The organism is Massilia forsythiae (assembly GCF_012849555.1).
Taxonomy (GTDB): Bacteria; Pseudomonadota; Gammaproteobacteria; order Burkholderiales; family Burkholderiaceae_D; genus Telluria; species Telluria forsythiae.
This window is the reverse complement of the sequence record NZ_CP051685.1, coordinates 1,869,797-1,893,114: the sequence shown is the minus strand read 5'-3', so window position 1 is coordinate 1,893,114 and position 23,318 is coordinate 1,869,797. Positions and strand designations below refer to the sequence as shown.

Below are 23,318 nucleotides of genomic sequence, written 5' to 3'. Positions count from 1 at the left end.
CACGAGTCTAAACATCTAGGCGGGTTGGGAACGTCTGAACATCCGCAGGTAGCAGCTTTCGTGACAACCCTTCAAGAGACTGCCTAGCTGCTTCTGAAGGCGGCGCCGTAACAAGCACGAGGTAATCGTTCACTTGGTTGAAGACTTGTGAGCCGATATGAAGCCATTGTTCCCAAATAGATTCCACGAAATCGGTGGGTGCCGAAGCTGCCGTAAATTGAACGTTACTCTTTACTGAAAGCGCGAATTTATGAGTGGCACCAGTGCTCTGCGAGGTTACTAACGCATCGTCCAGAAACCAACCATCTGGGCGTGTCTGAAATTCAACCCTTACCGGCACGCCTAAATGGATATCCAGGAAGGGGCGCCTTGCTAACATACAGGCGAATATCCACGCTACCACTTTGCTCTCGAAAACATAGCCCCCTCCGCCAGTATTCTTCGGCGCTGCCACGTTTTTAGCCATCGTCGCTGCTTCCCTTTGGTTTGCTACTGAATTTTTGAAAATGCTCTGTCGCTTTTACCTTGGCGATGTTAAGCAAACGCCCCAAACGGTCATACGTAGCCTAATTGAATCACCATGGCTCAATAACGCGCGCGCAACCATTCCGCCGCCCCATTGGGCTTCCAAGATTTTTTAAGCCTTCCGCTTGGGAGCTCTTACGCGGAAATTTCTGACACCATTGGCCCTTCAACGCCAATTGCCTGGAAGCGGTAGAACCGTGCGGCCGACCCCATGTGACGAAACTTATGTCGAGCAAGTTGCAACAGCTTCTCGTCGCACGTTGAGATGACGAACTGCCGTTCGCCCTCGGGAGAATTCTGTAACCCAAGAATCAGGTCGAGTAGTGCATACGTGTTCAGGTCATCGAAGTGGGTAACCGGGTCGTCCATCATGATGGACGAGAAGCCCGACCAGGTCTGAGAACTGCAAGCAGTGAGGAACAGACCCAGGACGAGGGTCTGCACCTGCGACTGGCTGAAGAAGTCCGTTGGCCTCAGCGTCTCCCCCTTCCGATTAATACGGATGTCGATGGCTGAACCCTTGCTGGTAACCTCAACTTCTCCGAAGCCATAAACAGGACGGAGTCGCTGCTGAATGACGGCCGTCCTCGGCCCATACTCGGAGATAAAATGCTCCGTCGCATGGGTCTGCTGCGTGCTGAGAAGCTTCTTGACCTCAGTAAAATATCCGATCCAAGGCTGAACGTTCTGAGCACGAGCGGTAGCTTCCTGAATTACGGCCTCGTTGGCAAGAATGCGCTGCCTGATGTTCTCGAAGGCAGCGGAAGTGGCAGCGGTGTCTACGGCTACCTCGAGTTCTGCAACGCGGTCCCGCAGACCTAACGCCGAGGCCTCGCGTGCCGCGGAGACTTCTACTTGTTGACGGAGCTGCTCCTGTGATACTGCGCTGTCGAACTTTGCAGCTGTGAGTTCCGACAAGACCGACTGGATGCGCGCTTCATGCCCGGTCCAAGCTTGATTCGCCTGCTGGTGGCTCGTGCGAGCCGCAGTGACAGCTGCTTTTGCGGCCGCCTGGACTGCTTTCTGGCCGTCGACCTGCTCGTTTGCCGATTGGGCGGCAGCGCTCGTCGCTGCCCGCTGTTCTTCGGTGGCGCGCTCCGTATCGGTAAGTGCTTGTAAGCCGCTTGTCAAGTCGATGGAGCTTTGACTTGCTTGATTGAGCAATTCGGTCAGGCGCTTCTGTATATCGTTCTGCGCGGCCTCGATAGCTTGCCTTTGGTTGTCGAGCGCTTGATAGCCGGCCTGGGCGGATACCAGCGAGGCTTGGGCCGTTTGCAGCTCTTGCCTTGCTGAGCCGAGAGCCGCTGCGGCATTCAGTTCATCTTCATGAACCTGGACAGTGAGGCTCTGCATTTGCTGCAGTGTGTCGCTGTTAGCGAAATCCCAACCAAGCTCAGCGATGCCTCAAGGCCCGCACGCTGTCGCTCCAATTGCGACCGTTGCACCTGTGTCTGAGTGAGTCGCAGCTGCTCCTGCTTCATACGCTCGGCGAGTGCCAGCCGCTGACCTACAAGCGTCTGGAGTGTCGCTCGCTGTGTAGCCGCAGCCTCGGTCAGCTGGATAACGCGATCACCGTGCTGCATTCTCCGGTCGATGGCTGCCACCAGGTCTTCCGTCTTTCCATGGTCGTGCCCGCACAATTGGCAATGGGGCCCATCTACATGATTGCGTAGCTCGGAAATGAGCTCCTTGAGCCTTGAGTCACTGCTTCTAGCCTCTGCCAGCTCCCGCTCAGATTTCGCGACCAAGAGCTCCTGCGCATGTTCGGCCAACTGGAATTCACTCACTTGCCTGCGCAGCTCGTCGATGGAGGCCTGTATTTGAAGCTCAGCGGTCTGCAACTCCACGAGGGTAGGTGCCGCCTGTTCCCACGCTACGGCGGCATCCTTGACCTCTTGGAACCGGACTCGCTTCTCCGATGCAGCCTTACTCGCGGCGTCGGCTCGTTGAACCGACGCCGCGGCTTCGCGTTGAGCGGCTTGCGCTTTTTCTAACGGCATCCGATGCTGATTCAAATGCGAAAATAGTGCAGTCAGCTCTGCTGCAAGACTCTGTAACTGGCTTGTCAGCTGGTCATACTCAGGCTTGACCGATACCGCCCAAGTGAACCAGTCCCGTCGAAGTCGAAGGCCTTGTTCCTGCGTCTTCAACTTGGCCAACTGGCTAGACAAGGCGGCGAGGCGTTCCGACTCCTCTCTCTCGTGCGCTTCAGCCTGTTGCAGTTGGGCCTGACGCTCGATCAGCTTCGCTCGCATCGGTTCGAGTTGTCCGCGAAGGGTGTCCAACGTTCCGACTTGTTCAATAGCGCGCGACAAAATTGCTCGCCGAGCGACTGCCTCGGCCGCCACGGCGTCCAGCATTGCCCGCAAACCTCTGGTATCGCGTGAAGCAACTCCGGAGATGTCGAAACCGGCGGTCGTAATTGCGTCCTCTAGACCGGCGAAGCGGATGTCCAGCGCTTCTGGGGAGGTGTCCGAGGCTGCAAGTCCCTCCAGCCGTTCCAGCTCCTTGCGCTCATTTGCGATAGCTTGGCGGGCGTTGGCAATATCCGTCGTCGCCTTACTGTGTTCCTGCGCTGCGAGCTTCAGCACTTCCTCTGCCTTTTTTAGGCCGCTCGCATAGTCCTCGAAGGCGAGCATTCGTGAGACCAGCTCTGACGATAGTTCGCACTTCGATGCCACGTATTGCGTAAGTTCTTGATTCTCCTGGCTGAAGAGATGAGTTGCCCGGAAGAGATCTACCAAACTGTCTACTCGATCGGTATAGTGGACCCCGAATTTGAGACAGTGGTTTAAGCTGTCGTCCGCGAAAGGATGACAGCGAATGAGTGAAGGTAAAAAACGCAGGGTGCACAGTGCCGAGTTCAAGGGCAAGCTCGGGCTGGAAGCGGTGCGCGGGGTGAAGACGATCAACGAGATCGCGCAGGAGCACGACGTGCATCCGCAGTTGGTGACGCAGTGGAAGAAGGAGATTCTGGAGAACGCCGGCGCGCTGTTCGACGTCAAGCGCGGGCCGAAGCCGGTGGACGAAAGCAGTCCCGAGGACAAGCTGTACAGCGAGATCGGCAAGTTGAAGATGCAGGTGGATTGGCTCAAAAAAAAGCTTGGGGAATGAGTCCTGCCGAGCGGGCACGGTGGATTGCGCGGGAAGACGCGATGCCGCTGACCATGCAGTGCGAACTGGCCGGCGTGCCGCGTTCGACGGTGTATCGGCGGCTGGAAGCGGTAACACGCCAGGCATGCATGAACGAGGAAGACGACCGATTGCGCGCCCTGATCGACGAGGAATACACCGGCCGGCCGTTCTACGGTAGCCGGCGCATGGCGGTGTTCCTGCGAGGTCGAGGGCACCAGGTCAATCGCAAGCGCGTGCAGCGCTTGATGCGGGAAATGGGTCTGGCGGGCATGGCGCCGGGGCCGGCGACGAGCAAGCCGCATCCGCAGCACAAGGTCTATCCATACCTGTTGCGCGGGGTAGCAGTCACGCGACCGAACCAGGTGTGGAGTACGGATCTGACCTATATCCGCCTGGCGCGTGGCTTTGCCTACCTGGTGGCGATCATCGACTGGTACTCGCGCCGGGTACTGGCCTGGCGCATCAGCAACAGCATGGACGCGTCGTTCTGCGTGGACTGCCTGGAAGATGCGCTGCGCCACCACGGCAGGCCGGATGTATTCAACAGCGACCAGGGCGCGCAGTTCACCAGCGACGCCTTTACCGGCGTGCTCAAGCGCGAAGGTGTGGCGATCAGCATGGACGGACGCGGGCGGGCGCTGGACAACATCTTCGTCGAGCGCTTGTGGCGCAACGTGAAGTACGAAGACGTGTACCTGAAGGGTTATGCCAACATGCCCGAACTAACAGTCGGCCTGGCGCAGTACTTTGTGTTCTACAACGCCGAGCGACCGCATCAGGCGTTGAGATATGAGACGCCGGATCATGTCTACCGCGCCGGTGTCGGAGGCGGTGCGCTGATCGTCGACAGGTTCGGCGACGCGGGCCTAGAGCAAGAAAAAATCGGCAGTACGGGGCAGCGCCGGGCAGCTGCTGAAGTGGAAACGGACACAGCTTAAACTAGCCGGCTGAGTGTCTTGACTGATGGGTCCACTTTACGGTACCTGGGGCCGTGCCGCCGGTCAGCAGAGAAAGGACTTCCTTGCGGGACGTAACCTTGCCGTCAACCAGAGCGTTGTTGTGGTCAGCAAGATTGCGCGTGACGACATGCGTTTCGCCTTCCCGCTCAATCGTTAGCGTGACTTCGGTAGGATCGCTCTGGCTATCAAGATGTTTCGCCACCCGGGCTAACCCGCCGGGGGCTTTGGCTAGGCGGCCGACACCACCCGTAACTGCAAAGTCGAGGGCATCGAAGAACGAAGTCTTTCCGAAACCATTGGGACCGTAGAGGATAGTCACTGCTGAACCCAGTTCGAACACCTTCTTCGTCCGGTAGGCTCGGAAGTTTTCGATTGCTATGGACTTCAGAGTGGCTTGCGCCCGGTTTTCACCGACCGTAGTACTCGTGATGGGGCCAACGGGCGACTGAAGCGTGTCTGGAGTCCCATAGGTACCAGCAAGACAGCCAGTCAGGATTTTTGATGCGCTGCTCGTCAGCGGCACTACGAGCGCCTTAGCAAGATCCGCCTTCAGATTGCGTTGGCGAAGCAAAGTCTGAGCGGATGGTGGTCTCATCTGGACGCCAGGGGTGATAGGCGACAGAGGAAGAAATGGCAGCCGGGCCAAGCTCTCGGCCAAGTTCTCGTCAAGACGAATAACGTACTTCCTGCAGAAGTACACGTCGACCTCTACGCGTGAGTAGAAGTCCGGATCCACAGTGACGCTCGCCGGGAGACAATACACAAAGGCAATGTCCTTCGTCGACCACTGTGCCGTGTTCTGCAAGTAATACTTCTTGAAGGCTTCATACAGCGGCTGATAGTCGGTCTGGTCGCCGACTGCGAAAGCGGCCAAGGCATGCTGACGCGACATCATCACCACGGGCAAGCACTCATTCCGAAGCACCTCTTCGGAGAACGTTGCTCCCTTCATAAGGTCCGCCAGAGTGGAATGCAGTTCTCGCGGCAAGCTTACGGTTTCAGCAGAGCTTTGCATCGAGTGCCTCCTTCAACTCGTTTTCGTTCGCCGCGTTCCGGTACGCGTCAAGCAAATCGCAGTACCCGATGCGAATAATGGCGCTGGTTGGCTGCGTAAATTTTGCCTCGTTGGACGTCTCGTCTTGGCCTTGGTCAAAGATTGACTTGAAGCGCGGATCCCATGAGGTGTTGTCATCGTCGCGACTGACAACCACTAGCTGCCCTTTGTGAGCCGGCAGGCAGTCGAGAACATGCTTGTCACAGTCCTCATGACTGCCCCCATCACGGCAATGACCTCCAAACTGATTTCATCCTTCATGATGGTCGCCTGCGCGCCGTTTCCATGGAATGTCGCTGGATACTGAGCGGCCTCGAGAATTGAGAACGTATGTAGCAGATGCTGTACTGCAAGGCCTTCGCCGCCTTTCCATTCGTCTGGAGTGCTCTTCCTAGCTGTAAGGCTCGCAAAGTTCACGGTATTGCCGAGGGCTTCTGCCTTTAGCGTCCGCAACTCACTGACTGCTCGTTGGTGGGCTGCGCCGGCCATTGCCCTCAGGGGTAGGTGCGTGTACTTTGTAGCTAATGACTTTGAAGGTTCGTCCAGTTCGTCATTCACCCACTTGACGACTGCGGGTACGGCGCCGCGAGGTGCCCTTGGGTCATTCACGCCATTAAACGGGTGCACGGCAGGCTCGCGCAAGGCAATGCGACGGCCTGCTGAGCCCGGAGGCAGCGTCGACGGGTGAATGACTAAGAACGAGTGAATGCAGGCTCCGCGCTCGCGAAAAACGGCGTCCCGGAAGGTCTCCAGAAAATCTCCTCCCCGTTGAGGCGCGCCGCCATTGCCGTAAGTTGGCATGCAAGCCGGTCGTGAAAAGCGGCTCTGCGTAACGATGACGGCGGACTGGCCGAACTTCTCGGCCTTACCGGGCTTCTCCTTACCGGCGACGTTCGCCATTATCAAGCACGTATCGTCCCGCGTGACTCTTGGAAACTGAGCGGGGTCAAAGAATGGCGCTACCTGACTCATGAATGAGACATGGGATGGCGCCGGATTGCATTGCGCTACGAACAACCAGGTCAGCGGAAGCATTCCACCAAACTGCCCGGCGCGTGCTCCAATCCCTTCGAGCAGCCACTCCCACATGCGCTTAGCGTCAGCTTTACCAATCCAGTCAAAGCAAAGCAGGGTGGCGAACTGATACGGAACATCAGCGTTTGAATGAACTCCCTTGAACACGTAGATTGAACGGCCCTGGTACATTGACATGTACTCGACGTTAAGTTCAACCCAAGCAGGGGAGAGCTTCGGCTGGACCCAACTGCAAACGTCGCCCGTTGGCAGCTTCGTCCAGGTAACCACGCAGTTCACCCATTGATGGGCTTGCACGCGATCAAGGCGGTTACCGACAGCGTCATAAGTTGTGTTCGGTCTTTGAACTAGTTCAGTGAACTGAGCCTTGGTCAACCCATCCACTCCTCCGATTACGACTGTTTCGGTTGGCCAATCGGCTGCTTGCATGGCTGCCGTAATCCGGTCCACGCCCTCCAATCCTGGAAGCGTGCACTCTGGGAAAATGGTGAAGTGCGTCTTATCCGCTCCGTGCGGGCAACCGCGCGAAACCGCTAAAGTGTCATCAATGCACTCAAGTGCTCGTTGCCGCTCTTCAGGAGCCCAAGTAAAGGGCTCTTGGTGTACGAAGACCACATGAGGCTGCGCGACGACCATCGCGACTTCTCCTCGCGGAAAGCGAACGCCGAGCGCGCCCAAGTCAACCTCTACAACCTCAACCATAAAATTTCCTCAACGGTATTTTTAATGCAATTTTGACATACTTTGTAACGGTTGGGGTCATACCATCTTGCCGAGTTAAAAAGTCACGGATTGTCACGACCCGCAGCGCGTGAATGCAACTGTGCGACACATAAACTCATCCTATGTATTTAATGCAAATATATAGCTGGGTAGGTAATTTCGGGCAATACTCGCCGATACTCGTCCATTGCCGAGGCAAACAAATTCCTCAGTCATATGCCTAATATCTCCTTCTTCCCGCCTAGCCTTCCAAACGAAACTTTCAATTCAAGAATCGCACGGTATCAACTTATCGCGGGCAATAGGAGCGTCGCAACAACTTTCAAAGAACTTTTTCAACACAACAACTTTTCGTTGGCGCAGATCGTACCACCACACCTTGATGTACTTGCCGCACAACTACCAGGCGATCCAAACGCCACACTGAATAATTTTCTGGCCCAGAATACTTTGCTACCTCTGTTCCGTCCTTTTCTCGGCACGCGTGAACCGGGTGACGGCCAAAGCATCTGCTTAAACCGTCTGCCGCGCCATGTAGTAGGGAAACATGGCGATGCATACATGTGCGTTCAATGTATGGCCGAAGCTGAGCATCAATTTGGCTTCGGTTACTGGCAAAGATCACATCAGGCACCTGGTGTGACCACTTGTTGGAAGCACGGAGTTTTGCTTCTAAAGAGCTGCCCTGTTTGCCAGCTTCCGTTTCAGAGACGACTCCAGCTCCTTGAGTTCCCATGGAAGCCATGCCCGCAGTGCAAACACAAGTTCGACTCAGCCACACCACCCCAGACGGCAACGAAGGTTGCGGTGGCATACGCCCGATTTGTTCACGATTTGCTACACGCCGAGTTGCAACCAATAGCGCCGGATCTGCTCGCGAAGATATATCGCCAACGCATTCAAAAAATCGGATTTGTGTGGGGCCAGAAAAATAGCGGCGAAAAGTTAGTCAATACAGGCAAAAGATTGCAGTCAACTTCAATGACCGCATTTACTGAGGACCTTATTGAGAAGCTTGGCCACGACTTCATCGCTCAAGTCGATCCAGCCTTTGCAGCCGGCCGTACGACATTTTGGCTGCGATTTTCGATAGTCGGCGGTGTGATGGACATGCCACTGCAAAGGCATATTCTATTGATAATGCGGTTATTCGATTCGGTTATTCATTTCAAACAAAAAATTGTCTCTACGTGTTTAGACTCGTGGGATCATGTACCCACCCGTAGCTGGCCGCTCTTCAAGGCCAGGAACGTTTTGCGTACACTGTTTCAATCTGATCTTTCGCCGACAATTCAATGACCCAAGCGCTGCACAGCCAAGCCCGCACTACTCACCTGATTCGCGAGGAAATTAGGAACTCGACGCTACCGCAAGCCGAACTGGCCAGGCTGTACAACGTTACGCGCCAGACTATCCGGAAGTGGCAAAACCGCGATTCGCCGGAAGACAAGTCGCACGCTCCGGTCAAGATGTACACCACACTTTCACCTGAACAGGAACTCATCGTGGTAGAGCTGCGCAAGACGCTGCTGTTACCGACCGACGACCTACTGGCGATCACGCGTGAATTCGTTAATCCTGCCGTTTCCCGCGCTGGTTTGGGACGCTGCCTGCGTCGTTATGGGGTCTCGGACCTGCGCGACCTGGTCGAGCAGGAAAACGCTGCGCCGGTCACGAAAAAGACCTTCAAGGATTACGAGCCAGGCTTCGTACACATCGATATCAAGTATCTGCCTCAAATGCCCGACGAAACGTCACGGCGTTACCTGTTCGTCGCCATCGACCGTGCCACGCGCTGGGTCTACATCGGCCTGTACGCCGACCAAACCGACAGCAGCAGCGTCGATTTCCTGGCGAAGGTGCAGCAGGCCTGTCCCGTCAAGATCATCAAGCTGCTGACCGACAACGGCAGCCAGTTCACGGATCGCTTCACCGCTGGCAGCAAGAAAAAGGAACCCAGCGGCACGCACGCGTTCGACCGGCTGTGCAAACAGCTTGGCATCGAGCACCGCCTTATTCCGCCTTGTCACCCGCAGACCAATGGCATGGTCGAGCGCTTCAACGGCCGTATCAGCGACATCGTCAATCAAACACGTTTCGGCTCAGCCGCCGAACTGGAATCGACGCTGCGTAATTACGTCAAGATTTACAACCACTGCATTCCGCAGCGAGCCCTCGACCATAAAACACCTGTTCAAGCACTCAAAGACTGGCACGAAAAACGCCCCGAATTGTTCAGGAAACGCGTGTATAACCAGGCGGGTCTTGACATCTACGGAGCATGACCTACCTGTCACACCTAGCTTACGTTCTCGAAATGATCCTTCCACCCATACGACGATGCGCGATCAGCATCGTCAACGAATAGTCCGTGAAATTAAGATCGACCCTAACATTACACTAGAAGGGCTTTGGCGAAAAGCCTACAGACCGACAGCTTGGCTCTTTGATCATGACAAGAAATGGCTCAACTCAGCTCTAACGCACGAACTGCATACCGAAACCATACCAGAAAACACGTCAATGACGGAAGAAGACAAATTACGTGATCTCCGCTTCGCCAAAGCCGTCGAATTACGCGCAAGCCAACTTGTTAGTCAAAGCGGTAAACCTGTACGCGTAACTCGACAGCGTCTTCTTGAAGCGTTGCCGATATCCAGCAGCCATTTGAAGCTCAATTCTCATAGATACCCAATATTATCTGAAAAAATTAACTCAAATAGAGAGAGTCGTCTTGGAGCCTCAGTGCTAGACGTCTTCTATGGGCTATCGGTGAACTACAACATCTTGGTCTAAATATTGCTTGGGGAAACATCGCTACGATTGCATCGGTATCGTATTATGCACTTCGACGGATCGCACAGTTTGCTAAGTGGGACCTAGAAGACTTCGATCGCAAGGCAATCAATATTCCGAACGAACTTGCAAGAGTTGGAATAGGTCTAACTTGGCAGGGTCCGGAAACCGCATCTTGGCATGAAATTGGTGGGCGTTCTTACAAGCAGATAACGCCACGGAAATCGAACAAGGACGACAGCCTTCGCGGGTTCTAAAACATCTCGTTCACCAGCAAAGAAGTCCAGGCGGCCGTTTTCGGTAATGATCGGAAGATAAGATGCGCGCACGGCGGTTCAAAACGCAGGCAGACGTAGATCGCTACATCGGCGAAGGATATGGTGCCGGTGAAGGCGAATCTTATAAACCATGGCTGCGTGTTCAGGACGTCCCATCACGAGGACGTTCGCGAAAGGTGCCAGGCATGACGGTCAATCGGACCTATCATGTCCTTTCTGACCTTGAATACCAGTATCTGACGGTGCTCGAGTTCTCCGAACGGGTGGTAGATATACGCGAGCAATATCCACTTTTCCCGACGCAGGAAGCACAGCAGATCGCGGCGCGGCTTGGCATCGCATATCCGCGCTATCCCGGCACAACCGTTCCTTACGTTCTGACGACCGACTTCCTTATCACGGCTACTGATGCGAGCGGGCAACAACACACCGCTGCACGAACACTCAAGTATGACGACGAGCTAACGTCACCAAAAAACTTGCAACGTCGGTTGGAAAAGTTCGAGCTGGAGCGAGAACTTTGGGCCAGTAAAGGGATCGACGACTGGGCAATTGTCACGCAAAGCATGCTCGGTCGAACACTCGCACGAAATTTGGAATGGCTTCGACAAGGCGGCATACCAGCTCAGAGGCATCTTGCACAGCTCGATGTCCAGCGGCGCTTTCTCGATCATCTTGCCTACTTTGCCAGCACCGAACGCACTCTCTCATCGGTCATCCGAACGGTTGCCAATGCTGTCCGCTTGCCTTACAGCGATGGGATATTCCTCTTCAAACAGGCGGTATGGAAGAAGGCCGTCGTATTCGATGTTCGCAGCGTCGAGCTACAACTATCGAAGGCTTGCCCGTCGTTGACTTTCATAGATCTGGCCAGCGAAAAGGCGGCATGAAATGGACTTAAGTATCCGCATCAATCATGTCTTTAAGCCTCACGAGGACGCCCCCTTCAGTTCGCCTTGCCGCGTGATCTGGCTGAACGCCGATGCTGACGTAGCGGTACTCATGTCGATCGAGAAGGTGCCTAGGCAGCCGTGGCTATTTGAGCTATCGGCACTGGCCCAACTACTGCGCGAGATGAAAGTATCGCGTGTTGAGTTGAAGGTACCCGAGTTCATGATGGCATTGGAAGATGAGATCCCGCTAAAGTACAAGACGATGCGGGACGAGAACTGGGAACGCATCAGGCCATTGTTGGAGGGACTGTCTGACGGCAGCATATTTCAACCTCGGACCATGGGCGCGTTAATTCAATCCCATGCACAGCGTATCAACGTGGAGCGCCGCACTATCTATCGACTGCTCTACCGCTACTGGATGTTCGGCGCAATCCGCAACGCGTTACTTCCTCAGTACGTTAGCTGCGGTGGCAAGGGAAAAGAGAGAACGTTCTCAGGACCCCGAGGTAGGCCGCCCCGTGCTGTCGGTACCGAACAGCCACCTAGGGCCAAATCCTTGTCCGAGGATGACAAGTCGATTATTCGAATCGGCTATGCCTTGTACCGCGATAACAAAGTCAAAACCATCACAGACGCCTATACGCGCACCCTGCGCCGCTACTACTGCGAAGCGATCGCCACCCCTGAGTTTCCCGAGACCGAACCACTACTCAAACCCTTGCGGAGCTGCCGACACCACGCCAGTTCGACTACTGGGGGAAAAAGGCTTTTGACGACATCACAGTCCTGCGCAGCCGCAAGGGGGAGAGGAAATGGGCTAAAGATCATCGAGCCCTGCGGGGCCGCGCTGACGACGGCGTCCTGGGTCCCTGTCACCGCTTTGAAATCGATGCGACGATTGCTGATATCTATTTGGTAAGCCGCTACAACGCCAGTTGGATTATTGGCCGACCAGTCGTCTATGTCGTCCTTGATGTGTTCTCTCGAATGATCGTTGGTCTGTATGTCGGACTAGAAGGTCCTAGCTGGGAAGGAGCGCGCCAGGCACTGCTCAACGCATTCAGCGACAAGACCACCTTCTGCGCTTCGCATGGAATATCCATCGAGCCCGATGATTGGCCCTGCGCCCATTTGCCGCAAGAGCTCTGCGCCGACCGTGGCGAAATGCTTGGGCTTGCCGCGGAAAGTATTGTCTCTGGCCTGGGCATTACTCTGGCGATCGCACCACCATACCGCCCGGACTGGAAAGCCGTCGTGGAAAGCAGATTTCGGTTATTGAACCAACTTTCCCAGATTCACTGGACACCTGGCGGCGTTGCCGAGCGTGTCAAGGAGCGTGGCGACAGGGACTACCGGCTAGATGCAACGCTGGACTTGGGCGAATTCACCCAGATCATGATAAAGAGCGTGATCCATCACAACCATCATCGGGAACAACCCGACCTGCTCAACCAAGACATGATTCGATCCGGCATCGCGCCGACCCCGCTAGCAATGTGGAACTGGGGGATCGATCATGGTTTTGGCACTCCGAATGAGCAGGTGCGGGAACTGGTGTACCTGCACCTGATGGCCCGCTCGTCGGGAACCATGCAAGCCGGCGGCCTTTACTTCGAAGGCATGTATTACGTTTGCGTAGATGGTAACGAGGAGGCGCGGTATAGCCGGGCGCGTGCGAAGGGGAGGGAAAAAGTTGACGTCTGGTACCACCCGACTGACCCTGGGACGGTCTGGCTGCGCGCGGTGGACAAATCGCTGAAACGCTACGTGTTGCGCAATACCGAAGAGCGCTACTTTGGTCGCCGATTGGAAGAAATTCAGGACATGCTCGTCCTGACAAAGAACACACCGCCAGAACGAAAATACTCGGCAATGGCGAGCAAGGTACGACTCGACGCACACATCCAGGCCACAGTCGCCGACGCCACCGCAAGTAAGCGTGACGGCGACTTCCCCTCGACCAAGGCTGCCCGCTTAGCAGGCATTCGGCAAAACCGGACGGCTGAACGCAATGCCGAACGCTTGCGAGCGGCAGGTAAAGAACTCCCGCACGAAATAACACCGGCGCCGACACCGACCTCGACGAAGCAAACGGCTGAGATCTTCGGCGAGCGCAGCGGCGAGGTGATCAGCATCCTCAGTAGGCTCAGCCGAAACGACAATGAATAATCTCGCACAATATACCCCGTCGCCGATACCGGACTACGCGGGCAATCCGTTGATCGAAGCCTTGCCGCCAGTACTGGCCGAAATGGATGCCGCAAGGGCCATTGCCCACTTTCCAGCGCTTGCACCCGACGAGCGATTGTTCAGCAAGGAACTGCGCCTGCACTGCGTCGACAGGCTCAAGGATTTGATTCAACCGCTGCCCATTCACCTCGAACTGGAAAGCGCAGTGTCGTCGATCCTGCGGACGGGATATGTCAGCCGGAATCCGGTCAACGCCGGCACATGGCGCCATCTGCATACACTATCAACCAACCGCCGTGACCTTGCGCTTTTCCACTCTTCGGCCTCAACTTTTAGTCTGGTCGGCTTGAGCGGCATTGGCAAGACGACCGCACTCAATGCGGTGCTGAGCCTGTACCCCCAGAAGATCGTTCATTGCCGTTACGAGGGCAGGGAATTTCTACATACGCAGATTGTCTGGCTGAAGATCGAGTGTCCATTTGATGGGTCGCTGTCAGGTTTGTGCCATGCATTCTTCAAAGCGCTCGACAAGGCGCTGGACGAGCCGGGGCGGCATTCGGCGCGCTTCCGAAGCAAGGGCGGGATCATGGAAATGATCCACAGCATGGAGCAGTTGGCCAGCACCTACTTCATCGGTGCTCTCGTCATCGACGAACTGCAGCACCTGAATGCCGCCAAGACCGGCGGCAAGGAGAACCTGCTCAATTTCTTCGTCAACCTAATCAACAGCATTGGCATTCCGGTCGTGTTCGCCGGAACAAACTCGATGATCAACCTGTTTGCCGACGTACTGCGCAATGCACGTCGCGCTTGTGGTCAGGGCATGTACGACTTCCGCCAGCCATCGGAGGCGGACGCCGCATGGAACATGCTGGTCGACGTGATCTGGCGATACCAATGGATTCAAAAGCCGGCGCCGCTGACACCGGAGCTACGCAAGGTACTGTATGACCTTACCCAAGGTGTTACTGACTTCCTGGCAAAACTGATGATCCTGGGCCAGCGCTATGCGATGCAGGCCAATATTGAGACCTTAAACGAACACGTGTTCAGACACATCGCGGACACGAAGCTCAAGCTGCTGAAACCGGCGATCGCTGCGCTGCGCAGTGGCGATACCGCGGCGATGAAAAGATTTGAAGATCTGCTTCCACCAGATGAGCAGTTGGACGCGCTGATGAGAAATGAATCATCTGTGTCGATCAACCAGCTTGCTGCGCTGCATATCAACAAAGCTGTCAATGTGATCGCCGAAGTGCCGCAAGTTCGTGCTGAAAGGCCAGAACCGGATGCTGTCAGCCAAGTGTCTCGCAAGATAGCTTCGGACGCCGATCCGCACGTCGCTTTGGCTGAGCAGGGTTGGTTAGCGAAAGACGTCCTTGAGTTTTCAGACACCTATCATGCCGTCACATAGTTCAGGCCGAGGTCTACTCGGCGCTGTACCGAGAGTGCCATGGAGACGATCACCTCGCATCCTCTGCCGTTTTTTCCAACGCTCCTGCCCGATGAAAGCCTGCACAGCCTGATTTCCCGTTTTCATCGCTTGTCCGGCAATCCCCGCGAACGCCAAACGTTACAGGACGTCTTTGGCACCCACGCGCTTGTAGCAACAGCCAGTCTTCCAAGTCACCTTCCGAACCTTTGTGCTGCATTACCGGTTAACGCGGCACAGTCGTTGGATGAGCTAATCGACCAGTGGACATTACTGCCATACTTCAGACCATTTCTTCGGCCCGAACAGACGACAGCCTGCCTACAGGCAATGACCAGCCATAGCGCTGGCGGCACGAAAATCGGTATCGGCTTGGTCGCGAGCCGCATTGGTGGCCGCAACGTGTTTCGATACTGCGACCAGTGTTGTATCGAAGACGAAATGCGATACGGCTCCCCATATTGGCACCGGGCGCATAGTCTTCCAGGCGTCTTGCTGTGTCACCTGCACGGGCGCCTGCTCGCGGAAGTGCGAGCTGACCTTGTTGAATTGCGACGGCACAACTTGTTCTTACCGAGCGATAGCTGGGTCGAAACGGCGTCGTCGATTCTCCCGATGAGGGAGACGCTATGCGATGACCTGTTTGAGCTGGCCAAAGCGAGCGCGGACCTTCTTGCCATGCAGTTGCCTCCGACACCGCGATCGGTTTTGCGAAGCTTCTACCGCGAGCAAGCTGCCCGACAAGGCTGGATTGATCGAAACGGTCGCATAGAACATGCCGCAGTCACCCATGCTGCAAACTGCTTCAGTTTGGCGCAGAGCGCTGAACTGGACTTGGCATTCTGCCAGATACCGGATTGGATATTCAGGCATCTGTACAAGCATCGCACGACGATGCATCCACTAAAACACCTGGTTTTGATGATCATGCTGCAAACGTCGCCGAGAGCGTTGCAAGCTTACTGCGAGAACCTGGACAAGAGCGCTAACGTCCGGATCCTCCCATACCATGGGATAACCCCTGAGAACGAATTGAGCAGCGCTTCTTGTAATGCCCGGCGACAGCGATTTGTGGAGCAGATCAGTAGTATCCCTGCACGACGTGCCTATGACTACATGTGGCTCTACAAGCACGACAGGCAATGGCTTCGAGAAACCATCTCACGTTGCGCAAAGCCACGTGCAACAGTACGCAACAAGGTAGCTTGGCATGTGCGAGACCGCGAGTATGCTGAACAAGTCCGGCACCATGCTGCACTGCTTTATGCATCTGATGTCCGAACAAGAGTCTCGGCAGCGCAGTTAGCCAGGGCCACCGGCCGGAAACCGTTAATCGAAAAATTTTCAGCGAAGCTTCCGCTCACGATACAAGCTATCCAGGCACTAGAAGAAACTGTAGACGCCTATCAGTGCCGACGGTTGCAAGCGATTGCAAAGGCGAGCCGAGCCAAGGGTGAACCTCTCGTACGCTGGCGTCTTCTACGCACCGCCGGATTGACCTGTCCTTTGGCGCCTCAAGTTGAAAAGCTCCTGGCCGCGCTCCTCCAAGGCAGGTGACAGACCACGTCGATTCACGATAAACATTCGATGAACAAACACGATTCCTATACGTCAAAGCTCGCCAAGAGCGTGTTTCAGTTGCTGTAGCCGCTCCTGATTCTCGTAATTGAGGTAAATGTGTGATTTTAGGAGGCGATATCAATCGTCGTCGCTTGCGCTGGCACTGCGATCGTCGTTTTCACCGCAATCGGCGCATACAGGTCGACGGCCGTCGTGACGCTTTCAGACACCTCCAGCGAGACGACAAGGGCATATCGCGCGGTTGTCCTGAACTGACCAGCCTCCTTCCAGTCCTTCCACCAGCCACCGACGGGGATGACCGCAATCTGGGATTTGGTTGCCAGTTGCGCGGCAGTGCCAACCCACACATCTGAGTGAACCGAACCCTTTGCGCGAAGTTGCGCGCCCATGGTCCAGTTCTCACTGTCGGGATCCCCATGCGTATCCGTGTCATCCTCGTCGCGTTCAAGCTTGTTGATGCGTTTGAGGAACATCTCTTCGGATTCGGTGGCGCCGCGTACGGCAAAGCGCAAGGCGTAGGACTGATAGCGGAACTTGCTTTGCCAGCCCCGCCGTGCCGGATTCGGCTCGACGAAATACGACAGCGTCACTCGCATCGCGACTTCGCCATCGAGTGCGAGCAGCTCGTCCCTGGGCCAAGGCAGGTCATGTAGCTGCATCTGTCCGAGCTTGACGTTGGAACCATCGAGACGATAGGGATAAAATTCCCGTTCGATGACCATGGTTGCGCGGCGCCGGGTAGATGACCGGGAGTTCTCCGCACTGACCAAGCCATAACCAAACGTGCGCAGCAGGTTAATCTTGTCTTGCTTTCGCACGTTAACGGGCAGAAGCCCCCGCATGGCGGGCGTATACCGTGCGCCGTGGACGACAAGTGCTCGGATCGTCTCGGGCCAGTAGGCCGGATATACGGCGCTGATATGGGCGCACAGGCGGGCCACTTCCGCCGCGGCCGCGCTGGTGTCGCCGGATTCCGTCAGTGGCTCGTCGACCGGGTCTGGCGACGTGGTGAGCAGGCGCACGGATTCCGGCCCGACCGACACGTGCAAGCCGTGCTCCAGACAGCCGTTCCCTCCTTCCGCAACGACGTCCGGCTTGTAGGGCCAGGCGCCGCTCCATGCCGTGGACGTCCTTGACGAGGGACTCAATGCGCCGGCCGCGGCAATTGCCACGTAGTTGGGATAGGTCGACGCATCCACATGCGTCAGGTCGGTCATGGCGCCGACGGTGATTGCATTCCAGGATTGCGCCGGATTCTCGACGGTGCGCACTGCGTTCACGTGCGGGTATTGACTCCACTCTTGCCATGGCACATTCCCGGCGGATAGCACGAACAAACGCTGCTTCCGAACTTCCGGCTCGTCGTCGTCCTCGCTGCCAATCTCGGGGGCCGTCCTGCCGAACGAGAGCTGGTCGATCGTCGCAGACCATTCGGACGGGGCACCGAATATGTCGCCGGACGAGGTGGTCATCATAGCGAAGGTCCGCCTTCTGCCGGGCGCCTGGATCTCAACCCGGTTGGTTGCCACGGCAGTGACCGCGCCATACAGGTGCACAGGGTTTTCGCCCTCTGGTGGAAGGATTTTCACCGACTCGAGACCGTGCGGAATCGTCACCGGCTCGCCAGAGGCGAGCGGCTCGGTCAGGTCTCCATAAAGGGCGAGACCGGCCATGCCGGTGCCGTGGCCATGGTGATCAGACACACCCCAGGTCGGCTCGACAGCGTGACAGTCGTCCGTATGCAGCGCCGGCCGTAACAGAGGATGGCCGTTGTTCACGCCCGTGTCGAGGAGCGTCACGAAAGGTCCGTCGTCCTCCCTCTCATGCGTGGTGCGATCCGCCAAATCCTTAATCCAGCCGGCTTGTTCTTCTGGACTCAGGTCGGCTAGGAAGAACGCCGCGGTCGGCCGCACCGCGCGTACCTCAGCCACCAGATCCAACAGCTGCAGGGCGTTCTCGAACATCGGCCGGTTGCCCTTGGCCGCCACCACGACCCTTCCTGGGAAGGTGACGAAGCCCGGATCGACCTCGATTCCAAGACGCCCCGCCAAGTCCGCGAACCTGTCCTTGACGGCGCTGGATGACAGCTTCGACTTTCTCAACCATACCTGGCACCAGGTCGGCTCGTCGGCGGGCATAGGCGACGTGTCCGTCCAGAGCTGGGCAAACGCGGCGCGCCGGATATCGTGGATTGCGTTGACCAGGTTGGCATTGGCTGGCTTGTCGGTGTCGCGATAATTCTTGGACTGGTAGTCCTGGATGCGGCTGGCAAGTGCCGTCAGCTTTCCGTCCGGGACGAAAAGCGTGACCGTATCCGCAGCGCTGCCTTCGACCACCGAAAGCAGCTCCACGCCATCTTTCTTCCATTCGAAGGTTTTATAATCGATCGAATTTTTCGGAACAATGTCGACGGCAATCGTTAGGCCACTTTGCTGCGGAAGTTCGAGTTCCGCTCGTTGCGCATTCAGGTTCTGCTCGTGGACTTGTAGGGCGGCGACTTTGACAAGCAACTGGCGCCCGTGCTCTTCCCGATCACGCTGCGGTGGGGTTTGCCGTCGAACAGAAAGCGGGGACTGAAAATCCTGTGATTGAACGAATCCGTTAATCACAATATGCGGAAGATTCTGTTCTGCCATGCAAGGCCTTTCGAATTATCTCTTCGATAATTCTACAGGTTTCCTTGTGGATATCACAATGGTTTGCTGGCAGCTCTTTCCTGCAGATGTAGAACGACGTTATCGAACGATATTTGCTCGTCGCCGGCGATGACAGCGTCCTTTACCGCGTCCTGGCACGCGCGAACGATGTCCGCATGCGACTCACCTTGGCCGTATTTGGCCAGTTCGCGATAATCGAATGTATCTGGCGCGTATAAGGCGAGCTTATTCCGTAACAGAGCCTCGATCTGGCGTTCGTCAGGCGCATCGTAGCGAATGATGTCGTCAAAACGGCGGAACAAGGCAACGTCCAGATCTTTCGCATGGTTGGTGGCGGCGACAATTAGGCTGTCGGACCCGTCTTGCTCGATCAGCTGGAGGAACATGTTGAGCGTTCTACGCATCTCGGCGACGTCATGCTGGCTTCCTCGCTGCAGGCCAAGCGAATCGAACTCGTCGAAAAAATACACGCCCTTGGTCGACTTGAGGGCGTCGAAAACGAGGCGAAGTTTAGCGGCGCTTTCTCCCATGAACTTGGTGATCAAGCTGTCGAACCGGGCTGTAAATAGGGGAAGTCTCAGCTCTCCAGCCAATACCGCCGCCGTCATCGTTTTACCGGTGCCGGGTGGACCTACAAGGAGAAGCTTGCGTCGCGGACTGAGACCATGCGCCTTCAGTTGCGCGCCATGCCGCTGCTCCTTGAGCACCCGCTGCAATTTTCCCGAGACCCCCTCGGACAGCACCATCTGGTTAAAGTGCTCATGGGGGTACTGAACCGTCAGCAATTCCGAAAGTTCGCCTTTCGGTTGCGCCAGGGGTATCGGTTTGCCAGCCGCCTGTGTCGCTTCGATCTTGGCACGGTCGATCAGGTCGCGTAACTCAGCCGCCAACCTGACATGCCCCCGTAGCGCCTCGTCCGCAGCCACTTGCATTGCAACGGCATAGAAATGGTCGTTATCGTTGCTAGCATGCGCCTTCAACAGCGCTTTCATTTGGTCAGAACGGGCCATGGGAAACTCCGGTAATCCTAGTGTGTTCGAAGTACGAACACCAAAGTGCGACGACGTTGAGAAGCGAACCAACATGTCTCAACGGCAGAAAGACGTCCGGACAACATTGAGGTTACCAAAATGCCATGATTCAATCAAGCAATAAAAGCTTGAATTGCCTTTTGGTTCGTATGACTGCGAGTGCAGCTAGGCAGACATAGAAAAACCTATAATTGTATCATGCCACCATACGGTTGCGCGTGGCGCCATGGATCTCAAGCGATGCCAACGAGATGACAGGCGCTTACATCCTAAAGTGCTTGGCTACGGTGACATAAAAGGAGCCGCCTACGCTCGAATGAACGTTGACGGCTCTGCATACACTAGTGTCAGACTTTATTGTTTTGTGTCCGACTTTATTGTTTTGTGTCCGACTTGATTGTCTGTCCACAGCAGCAGCCGGCCACGATGGATCGCTTTACTCCACCGTCACGGACTTGGCCAAGTTCCTCGGCTTGTCCACATCCGTCCCGCGCGCCAGCGCCGTGTGATACGCCAGCAACTGCAGCGCCGCCACGTGCAGGATCGGAGACAGCAAACCATAGTGCTCCGGCAAACGGATCACGTGCAGTCCATCGCCCGAAGTGATGCGCGAATCGACGTCGGCGAACACATATAACTGGCCGCCGCGCGCGCGCACTTCCTGCATGTTCGACTTCAGCTTTTCCAGCAGGGCGTCGTTGGGGGCGATGGTCACCACCGGCATCTCTTCGGTCACCAGCGCCAGCGGACCGTGCTTCAGTTCGCCTGCCGGATAGGCTTCGGCGTGGATGTACGAGATTTCCTTGAGTTTCAGGGCGCCTTCCAGCGCGATCGGGTAGTGGATGCCGCGGCCCAGGAACAGCGCGTTTTCCTTGCGGGCGAAATCCTCGGCCCAGGCGATGATCTGCGGCTCCAGCGCCAGCACCGCGCCCAGCGCCACCGGCAGGTGACGCATCTGCTTCAGGTACCGCGCTTCCTGCTCGTCGTCCAGGCGGCCGTTGACTTGCGCCAGGGTCAGCGTCAGCAGGAACAGCGCGGCCAGCTGCGTCGTAAATGCCTTGGTGGAGGCGACGCCGACTTCGACGCCGGCGCGGGTGATGTAGGCCAGCTTGCATTCGCGCACCATGGCGCTGGTGGCGACGTTGCAGATGGTCAGCGTATTGGTCATGCCCAGGCTGCGCGCGTGTTTCAAAGCGGCCAGCGTGTCGGCGGTTTCTCCCGATTGCGAAATCGTTACCACCAGCGTATTCGGGTGCGGCACGCTGTCGCGGTAACGGTATTCGCTGGCGATCTCGACGTTGACCGGCACCTGCGCCACCGATTCGATCCAGTACTTGGCGGTCAGGCCGGCATAGTAACTGGTGCCGCAGGCCAGGATCAGTACGCGGTCGATTTCCTTGAACACGCGATACGCTTCGTCGCCGAACAGTTCCGGCATGATGCCGGTCACGCCTTCGAGCGTGTCGCCGACCACGCGCGGCTGTTCGAAGATTTCCTTCTGCATGTAGTGGCGGTACGGGCCCAGTTCGGCGGCGCCGGTGTGGGCGTGCACGGTCTTGACTTCACGCTCGGCCGCGCGGCCTTCGGCGTCGACGATCCAGACGCGCGCCAGTTGCAAGTCGACCACATCACCTTCTTCCAGGTAGATGATCTGGTCGGTGGTGCCAGCCAGCGCCATCGCATCCGATGCCACGAAATTCTCTCCCTTGCCGATGCCGACGATCAATGGCGAACCCTGGCGCGCGGCTACCACGCGGTGCGGCTCTTCACGGCAGAACACGGCGATCGCATAGGCGCCGTGCAGGCGTTTCACGGCTTGCTGGACGGTGGCGAACAGGTCGCCGTCGTACATGTGGTCGACCAGGTGGGCAATCACCTCGGTGTCGGTCTGGCTCTGGAACACGTAGCCCAGGCCGGTCAGTTCGGCGCGCAGTTCGTCGTGGTTTTCGATGATGCCGTTGTGGACCAGGGCGATGCGCGCATTGTCTTCGCTCGGCGAGAAGTGCGGGTGGGCATTCCTGGTGGCCGGCGCGCCGTGGGTGGCCCAGCGCGTGTGAGCGATGCCGGTGAACCCCTGCAGGTGGGTTTCCTGGATCTGCGATTCGAGGTCGGCCACGCGCGAGGTGCTGCGCGAACGCGCCAGGCGCCCATCCACGTGCAGGGCGACGCCGCAGGAATCGTAGCCCCGGTATTCGAGGCGTTTCAGGCCTTCGATCAGGACAGGGGTGATATTGCGCTGGGCTACAGCGCCGACGATACCGCACATGGGCAATTCTCCGGAAAATGATAAGGGTGAATCCCCACCGCCGCCAGCAATGACGACGATAATGTGAAGATTCCTGGAAGTAACTACTGTAGACGAGAGCTTATGAAATAAGCTTTCTGAGTTCAGTCATTTTTGAAACAAAATTTCATGATATGGTGACGACGAAATATTCTTTCATAAGCATCTCAAATTTTTATGAAAATTCCGAAAACCAGCGATTCCCTGGATGAAATCGATCGTCGCATCCTGAATGCGCTGCAAGTTGACGCGTCGCATACCAACGCTGAGCTGGCTACTCTTGTCCACGTTTCGCCTCCGACTTGCCTGCGCCGCGTCAAGCAGCTCCAGGAAGACGGTGTTATTGAGCGGCAAGTTGCGATCGTCGCACCGGAGCAAGTCGGTGCGCGGCTCACCGCCATCGTCGAAATCACGCTGGACGTGCAGGCGGCCGATCGCATGCAGGAATTCGAAAAGGTGGTGGCCGATGAAGCGGCGGTACTGCAGTGTTACCGCGTGTCTCCCGGCCCTGATTTCGTGCTGGTGGTGCAAGTCGCGGACATGCCGGCCTACCACGCCCTGGCGCACCGCCTGTTCACCACGCACAGTAACGTGCGCAACGTCAAAGCGTACTTTTCGACCTTCCGCAGCAAGTTCGAGACGCGTATCGCGGTATGAACGCGGCATCTGTGCGGGCAGCACCAGACTGTGGATAAATTTGTGGATGAGCCGGGAAAAAGGCGGGATAACGCTGTGCACAGCA

The 23,318-nt window shown here is 56.6% G+C and carries 17 protein-coding genes and 2 pseudogenes; 11 read left to right on the top strand and 8 right to left on the bottom strand.

Annotated elements, in window-relative coordinates; all coding sequences use genetic code 11:
* Positions 1-7 precede the first annotated feature (7 nt).
* From HH212_RS08240 to HH212_RS08230, 3 genes are all read right to left on the bottom strand, one after another.
* On the bottom strand, positions 8-466 hold the full coding sequence (locus HH212_RS08240) for a hypothetical protein (RefSeq protein ID WP_169434963.1): 459 nt from the start codon (positions 464-466) through the stop codon (positions 8-10).
* Positions 467-660: 194 nt separating this feature from the next.
* Positions 661-1,878, bottom strand: coding sequence for a coiled-coil domain-containing protein (locus HH212_RS08235; RefSeq protein WP_169434962.1), 1,218 nt, complete (start codon positions 1,876-1,878; stop codon positions 661-663).
* Positions 1,839-3,392 carry a coiled-coil domain-containing protein gene (locus HH212_RS08230; RefSeq protein WP_169434961.1) on the bottom strand — a complete coding sequence of 518 codons (1,554 nt, stop codon included), beginning with the start codon at positions 3,390-3,392 and terminating at the stop codon, positions 1,839-1,841. The genes HH212_RS08235 and HH212_RS08230 overlap by 40 nt, the downstream gene beginning before the upstream one ends.
* Here HH212_RS08230 and HH212_RS08225 point away from each other — a divergent pair.
* Positions 3,349-4,598 (top strand): IS3 family transposase gene (locus HH212_RS08225; protein WP_229217358.1). Its coding sequence is split into 2 segments (ribosomal slippage): positions 3,349-3,634 and positions 3,634-4,598, totalling 1,251 coding nucleotides; the frame shifts between segments, so codons are not numbered across the junction. The two genes, HH212_RS08230 and HH212_RS08225, sit on opposite strands and share 44 nt — an antisense overlap.
* 1 nt (position 4,599) lies before the next feature.
* Here the strand turns inward: HH212_RS08225 and HH212_RS27260 are convergent.
* Both HH212_RS27260 and HH212_RS08215 read right to left on the bottom strand, forming a co-directional pair.
* Positions 4,600-5,634 carry an ABC-three component system middle component 1 gene (locus tag HH212_RS27260; protein WP_169434960.1) on the bottom strand — a complete coding sequence of 345 codons (1,035 nt, stop codon included), beginning with the start codon at positions 5,632-5,634 and terminating at the stop codon, positions 4,600-4,602.
* Between the two features lie 195 nt (positions 5,635-5,829).
* Positions 5,830-7,410: a hypothetical protein gene (locus HH212_RS08215; protein WP_169434959.1), complete on the bottom strand. Its 1,581-nt coding sequence runs from the start codon at positions 7,408-7,410 to the stop codon at positions 5,830-5,832.
* Between the two features lie 237 nt (positions 7,411-7,647).
* Here HH212_RS08215 and HH212_RS08210 point away from each other — a divergent pair, with 237 nt between their 5' ends.
* The 9 genes and pseudogenes from HH212_RS08210 to HH212_RS08175 all read left to right on the top strand — a co-directional run bounded on the left by HH212_RS08210 (position 7,648) and on the right by HH212_RS08175 (position 16,580).
* Positions 7,648-8,730, top strand: coding sequence for a TniQ family protein (locus HH212_RS08210; protein ID WP_169434958.1), 1,083 nt, complete (start codon positions 7,648-7,650; stop codon positions 8,728-8,730).
* On the top strand, positions 8,727-9,716 hold the full coding sequence (locus HH212_RS08205) for an IS481 family transposase (protein WP_169434957.1): 990 nt from the start codon (positions 8,727-8,729) through the stop codon (positions 9,714-9,716). Before HH212_RS08210 ends, HH212_RS08205 begins: the two co-directional genes overlap by 4 nt.
* Positions 9,717-9,771: 55 nt before the next feature.
* A complete protein-coding gene (locus HH212_RS08200) occupies positions 9,772-10,227 on the top strand; it encodes a TnsD family Tn7-like transposition protein (protein WP_169434956.1) in 456 nt (151 codons plus the stop codon).
* Positions 10,228-10,546: 319 nt separating this feature from the next.
* The gene (locus tag HH212_RS08195) at positions 10,547-11,395 is read left to right on the top strand and encodes a TnsA endonuclease N-terminal domain-containing protein (RefSeq protein WP_169434955.1); all 849 of its coding nucleotides are present in this window, start codon (positions 10,547-10,549) and stop codon (positions 11,393-11,395) included.
* Between the two features lies 1 nt (position 11,396).
* A pseudogene (locus HH212_RS27890) lies at positions 11,397-11,798 on the top strand (hypothetical protein); the annotation flags it as partial.
* A 329-nt stretch (positions 11,799-12,127) separates the two neighbouring features.
* Positions 12,128-12,172, top strand: a pseudogene (locus tag HH212_RS27885) (hypothetical protein); the annotation flags it as partial.
* A gap of 141 nt (positions 12,173-12,313) precedes the next feature.
* A complete protein-coding gene (locus tag HH212_RS08185; RefSeq protein WP_169434953.1) occupies positions 12,314-13,570 on the top strand; it encodes a TnsB C-terminal domain-containing protein in 1,257 nt (418 codons plus the stop codon).
* Complete coding sequence (locus HH212_RS08180; protein WP_169434952.1) at positions 13,563-15,005, top strand: ATP-binding protein; 1,443 nt, start codon at positions 13,563-13,565, stop codon at positions 15,003-15,005. The genes HH212_RS08185 and HH212_RS08180 overlap by 8 nt, the downstream gene beginning before the upstream one ends.
* A gap of 39 nt (positions 15,006-15,044) precedes the next feature.
* Positions 15,045-16,580, top strand: a complete 1,536-nt coding sequence (locus tag HH212_RS08175) for a TnsD family Tn7-like transposition protein (protein ID WP_169434951.1) — start codon at positions 15,045-15,047, stop codon at positions 16,578-16,580.
* Between the two features lie 128 nt (positions 16,581-16,708).
* Here the strand turns inward: HH212_RS08175 and HH212_RS08170 are convergent, their stop codons facing one another.
* The 3 genes from HH212_RS08170 to glmS all read right to left on the bottom strand — a co-directional run bounded on the left by HH212_RS08170 (position 16,709) and on the right by glmS (position 22,558).
* Entirely contained in the window at positions 16,709-19,240 is a 2,532-nt protein-coding gene (locus HH212_RS08170) for a S8 family peptidase (protein WP_169434950.1), read from the bottom strand.
* 53 nt (positions 19,241-19,293) lie between these two features.
* Positions 19,294-20,271 carry an AAA family ATPase gene (locus HH212_RS08165; RefSeq protein ID WP_169434949.1) on the bottom strand — a complete coding sequence of 326 codons (978 nt, stop codon included), beginning with the start codon at positions 20,269-20,271 and terminating at the stop codon, positions 19,294-19,296.
* Positions 20,272-20,728: 457 nt separating this feature from the next.
* Entirely contained in the window at positions 20,729-22,558 is a 1,830-nt protein-coding gene (gene glmS, locus HH212_RS08160) for a glutamine--fructose-6-phosphate transaminase (isomerizing) (protein ID WP_169434948.1), read from the bottom strand.
* 195 nt (positions 22,559-22,753) lie between these two features.
* Here glmS and HH212_RS08155 point away from each other — a divergent pair, with 195 nt between their 5' ends.
* Positions 22,754-23,233 (top strand): Lrp/AsnC family transcriptional regulator, encoded by a 480-nt coding sequence (locus HH212_RS08155; protein ID WP_169434947.1) that lies wholly within the window; start codon positions 22,754-22,756, stop codon positions 23,231-23,233.
* The last annotated feature ends 85 nt before the right edge of the window (positions 23,234-23,318 follow it).

What these genes read in the sequence shown, in the direction of transcription:
- HH212_RS08155 (WP_169434947.1), top strand. Translation starts at nt 22,754, where the DNA reads ATGAAAATTCCGAAAACCAGCGATTCCCTGGATGAAATCGATCGTCGC.
- HH212_RS08170 (WP_169434950.1), bottom strand. Translation starts at nt 19,240, where the DNA reads ATGGCAGAACAGAATCTTCCGCATATTGTGATTAACGGATTCGTTCAA.
- HH212_RS08210 (WP_169434958.1), top strand. Translation starts at nt 7,648, where the DNA reads ATGCCTAATATCTCCTTCTTCCCGCCTAGCCTTCCAAACGAAACTTTC.
- HH212_RS08175 (WP_169434951.1), top strand. Translation starts at nt 15,045, where the DNA reads ATGGAGACGATCACCTCGCATCCTCTGCCGTTTTTTCCAACGCTCCTG.
- HH212_RS08205 (WP_169434957.1), top strand. Translation starts at nt 8,727, where the DNA reads ATGACCCAAGCGCTGCACAGCCAAGCCCGCACTACTCACCTGATTCGC.
- HH212_RS08215 (WP_169434959.1), bottom strand. Translation starts at nt 7,410, where the DNA reads ATGGTTGAGGTTGTAGAGGTTGACTTGGGCGCGCTCGGCGTTCGCTTT.
- HH212_RS27260 (WP_169434960.1), bottom strand. Translation starts at nt 5,634, where the DNA reads ATGCAAAGCTCTGCTGAAACCGTAAGCTTGCCGCGAGAACTGCATTCC.
- glmS (WP_169434948.1), bottom strand. Translation starts at nt 22,558, where the DNA reads ATGTGCGGTATCGTCGGCGCTGTAGCCCAGCGCAATATCACCCCTGTC.
- HH212_RS08165 (WP_169434949.1), bottom strand. Translation starts at nt 20,271, where the DNA reads ATGGCCCGTTCTGACCAAATGAAAGCGCTGTTGAAGGCGCATGCTAGC.
- HH212_RS08200 (WP_169434956.1), top strand. Translation starts at nt 9,772, where the DNA reads ATGCGCGATCAGCATCGTCAACGAATAGTCCGTGAAATTAAGATCGAC.
- HH212_RS08235 (WP_169434962.1), bottom strand. Translation starts at nt 1,878, where the DNA reads ATGCAGAGCCTCACTGTCCAGGTTCATGAAGATGAACTGAATGCCGCA.
- HH212_RS08240 (WP_169434963.1), bottom strand. Translation starts at nt 466, where the DNA reads ATGGCTAAAAACGTGGCAGCGCCGAAGAATACTGGCGGAGGGGGCTAT.
- HH212_RS08180 (WP_169434952.1), top strand. Translation starts at nt 13,563, where the DNA reads ATGAATAATCTCGCACAATATACCCCGTCGCCGATACCGGACTACGCG.
- HH212_RS08195 (WP_169434955.1), top strand. Translation starts at nt 10,547, where the DNA reads ATGCGCGCACGGCGGTTCAAAACGCAGGCAGACGTAGATCGCTACATC.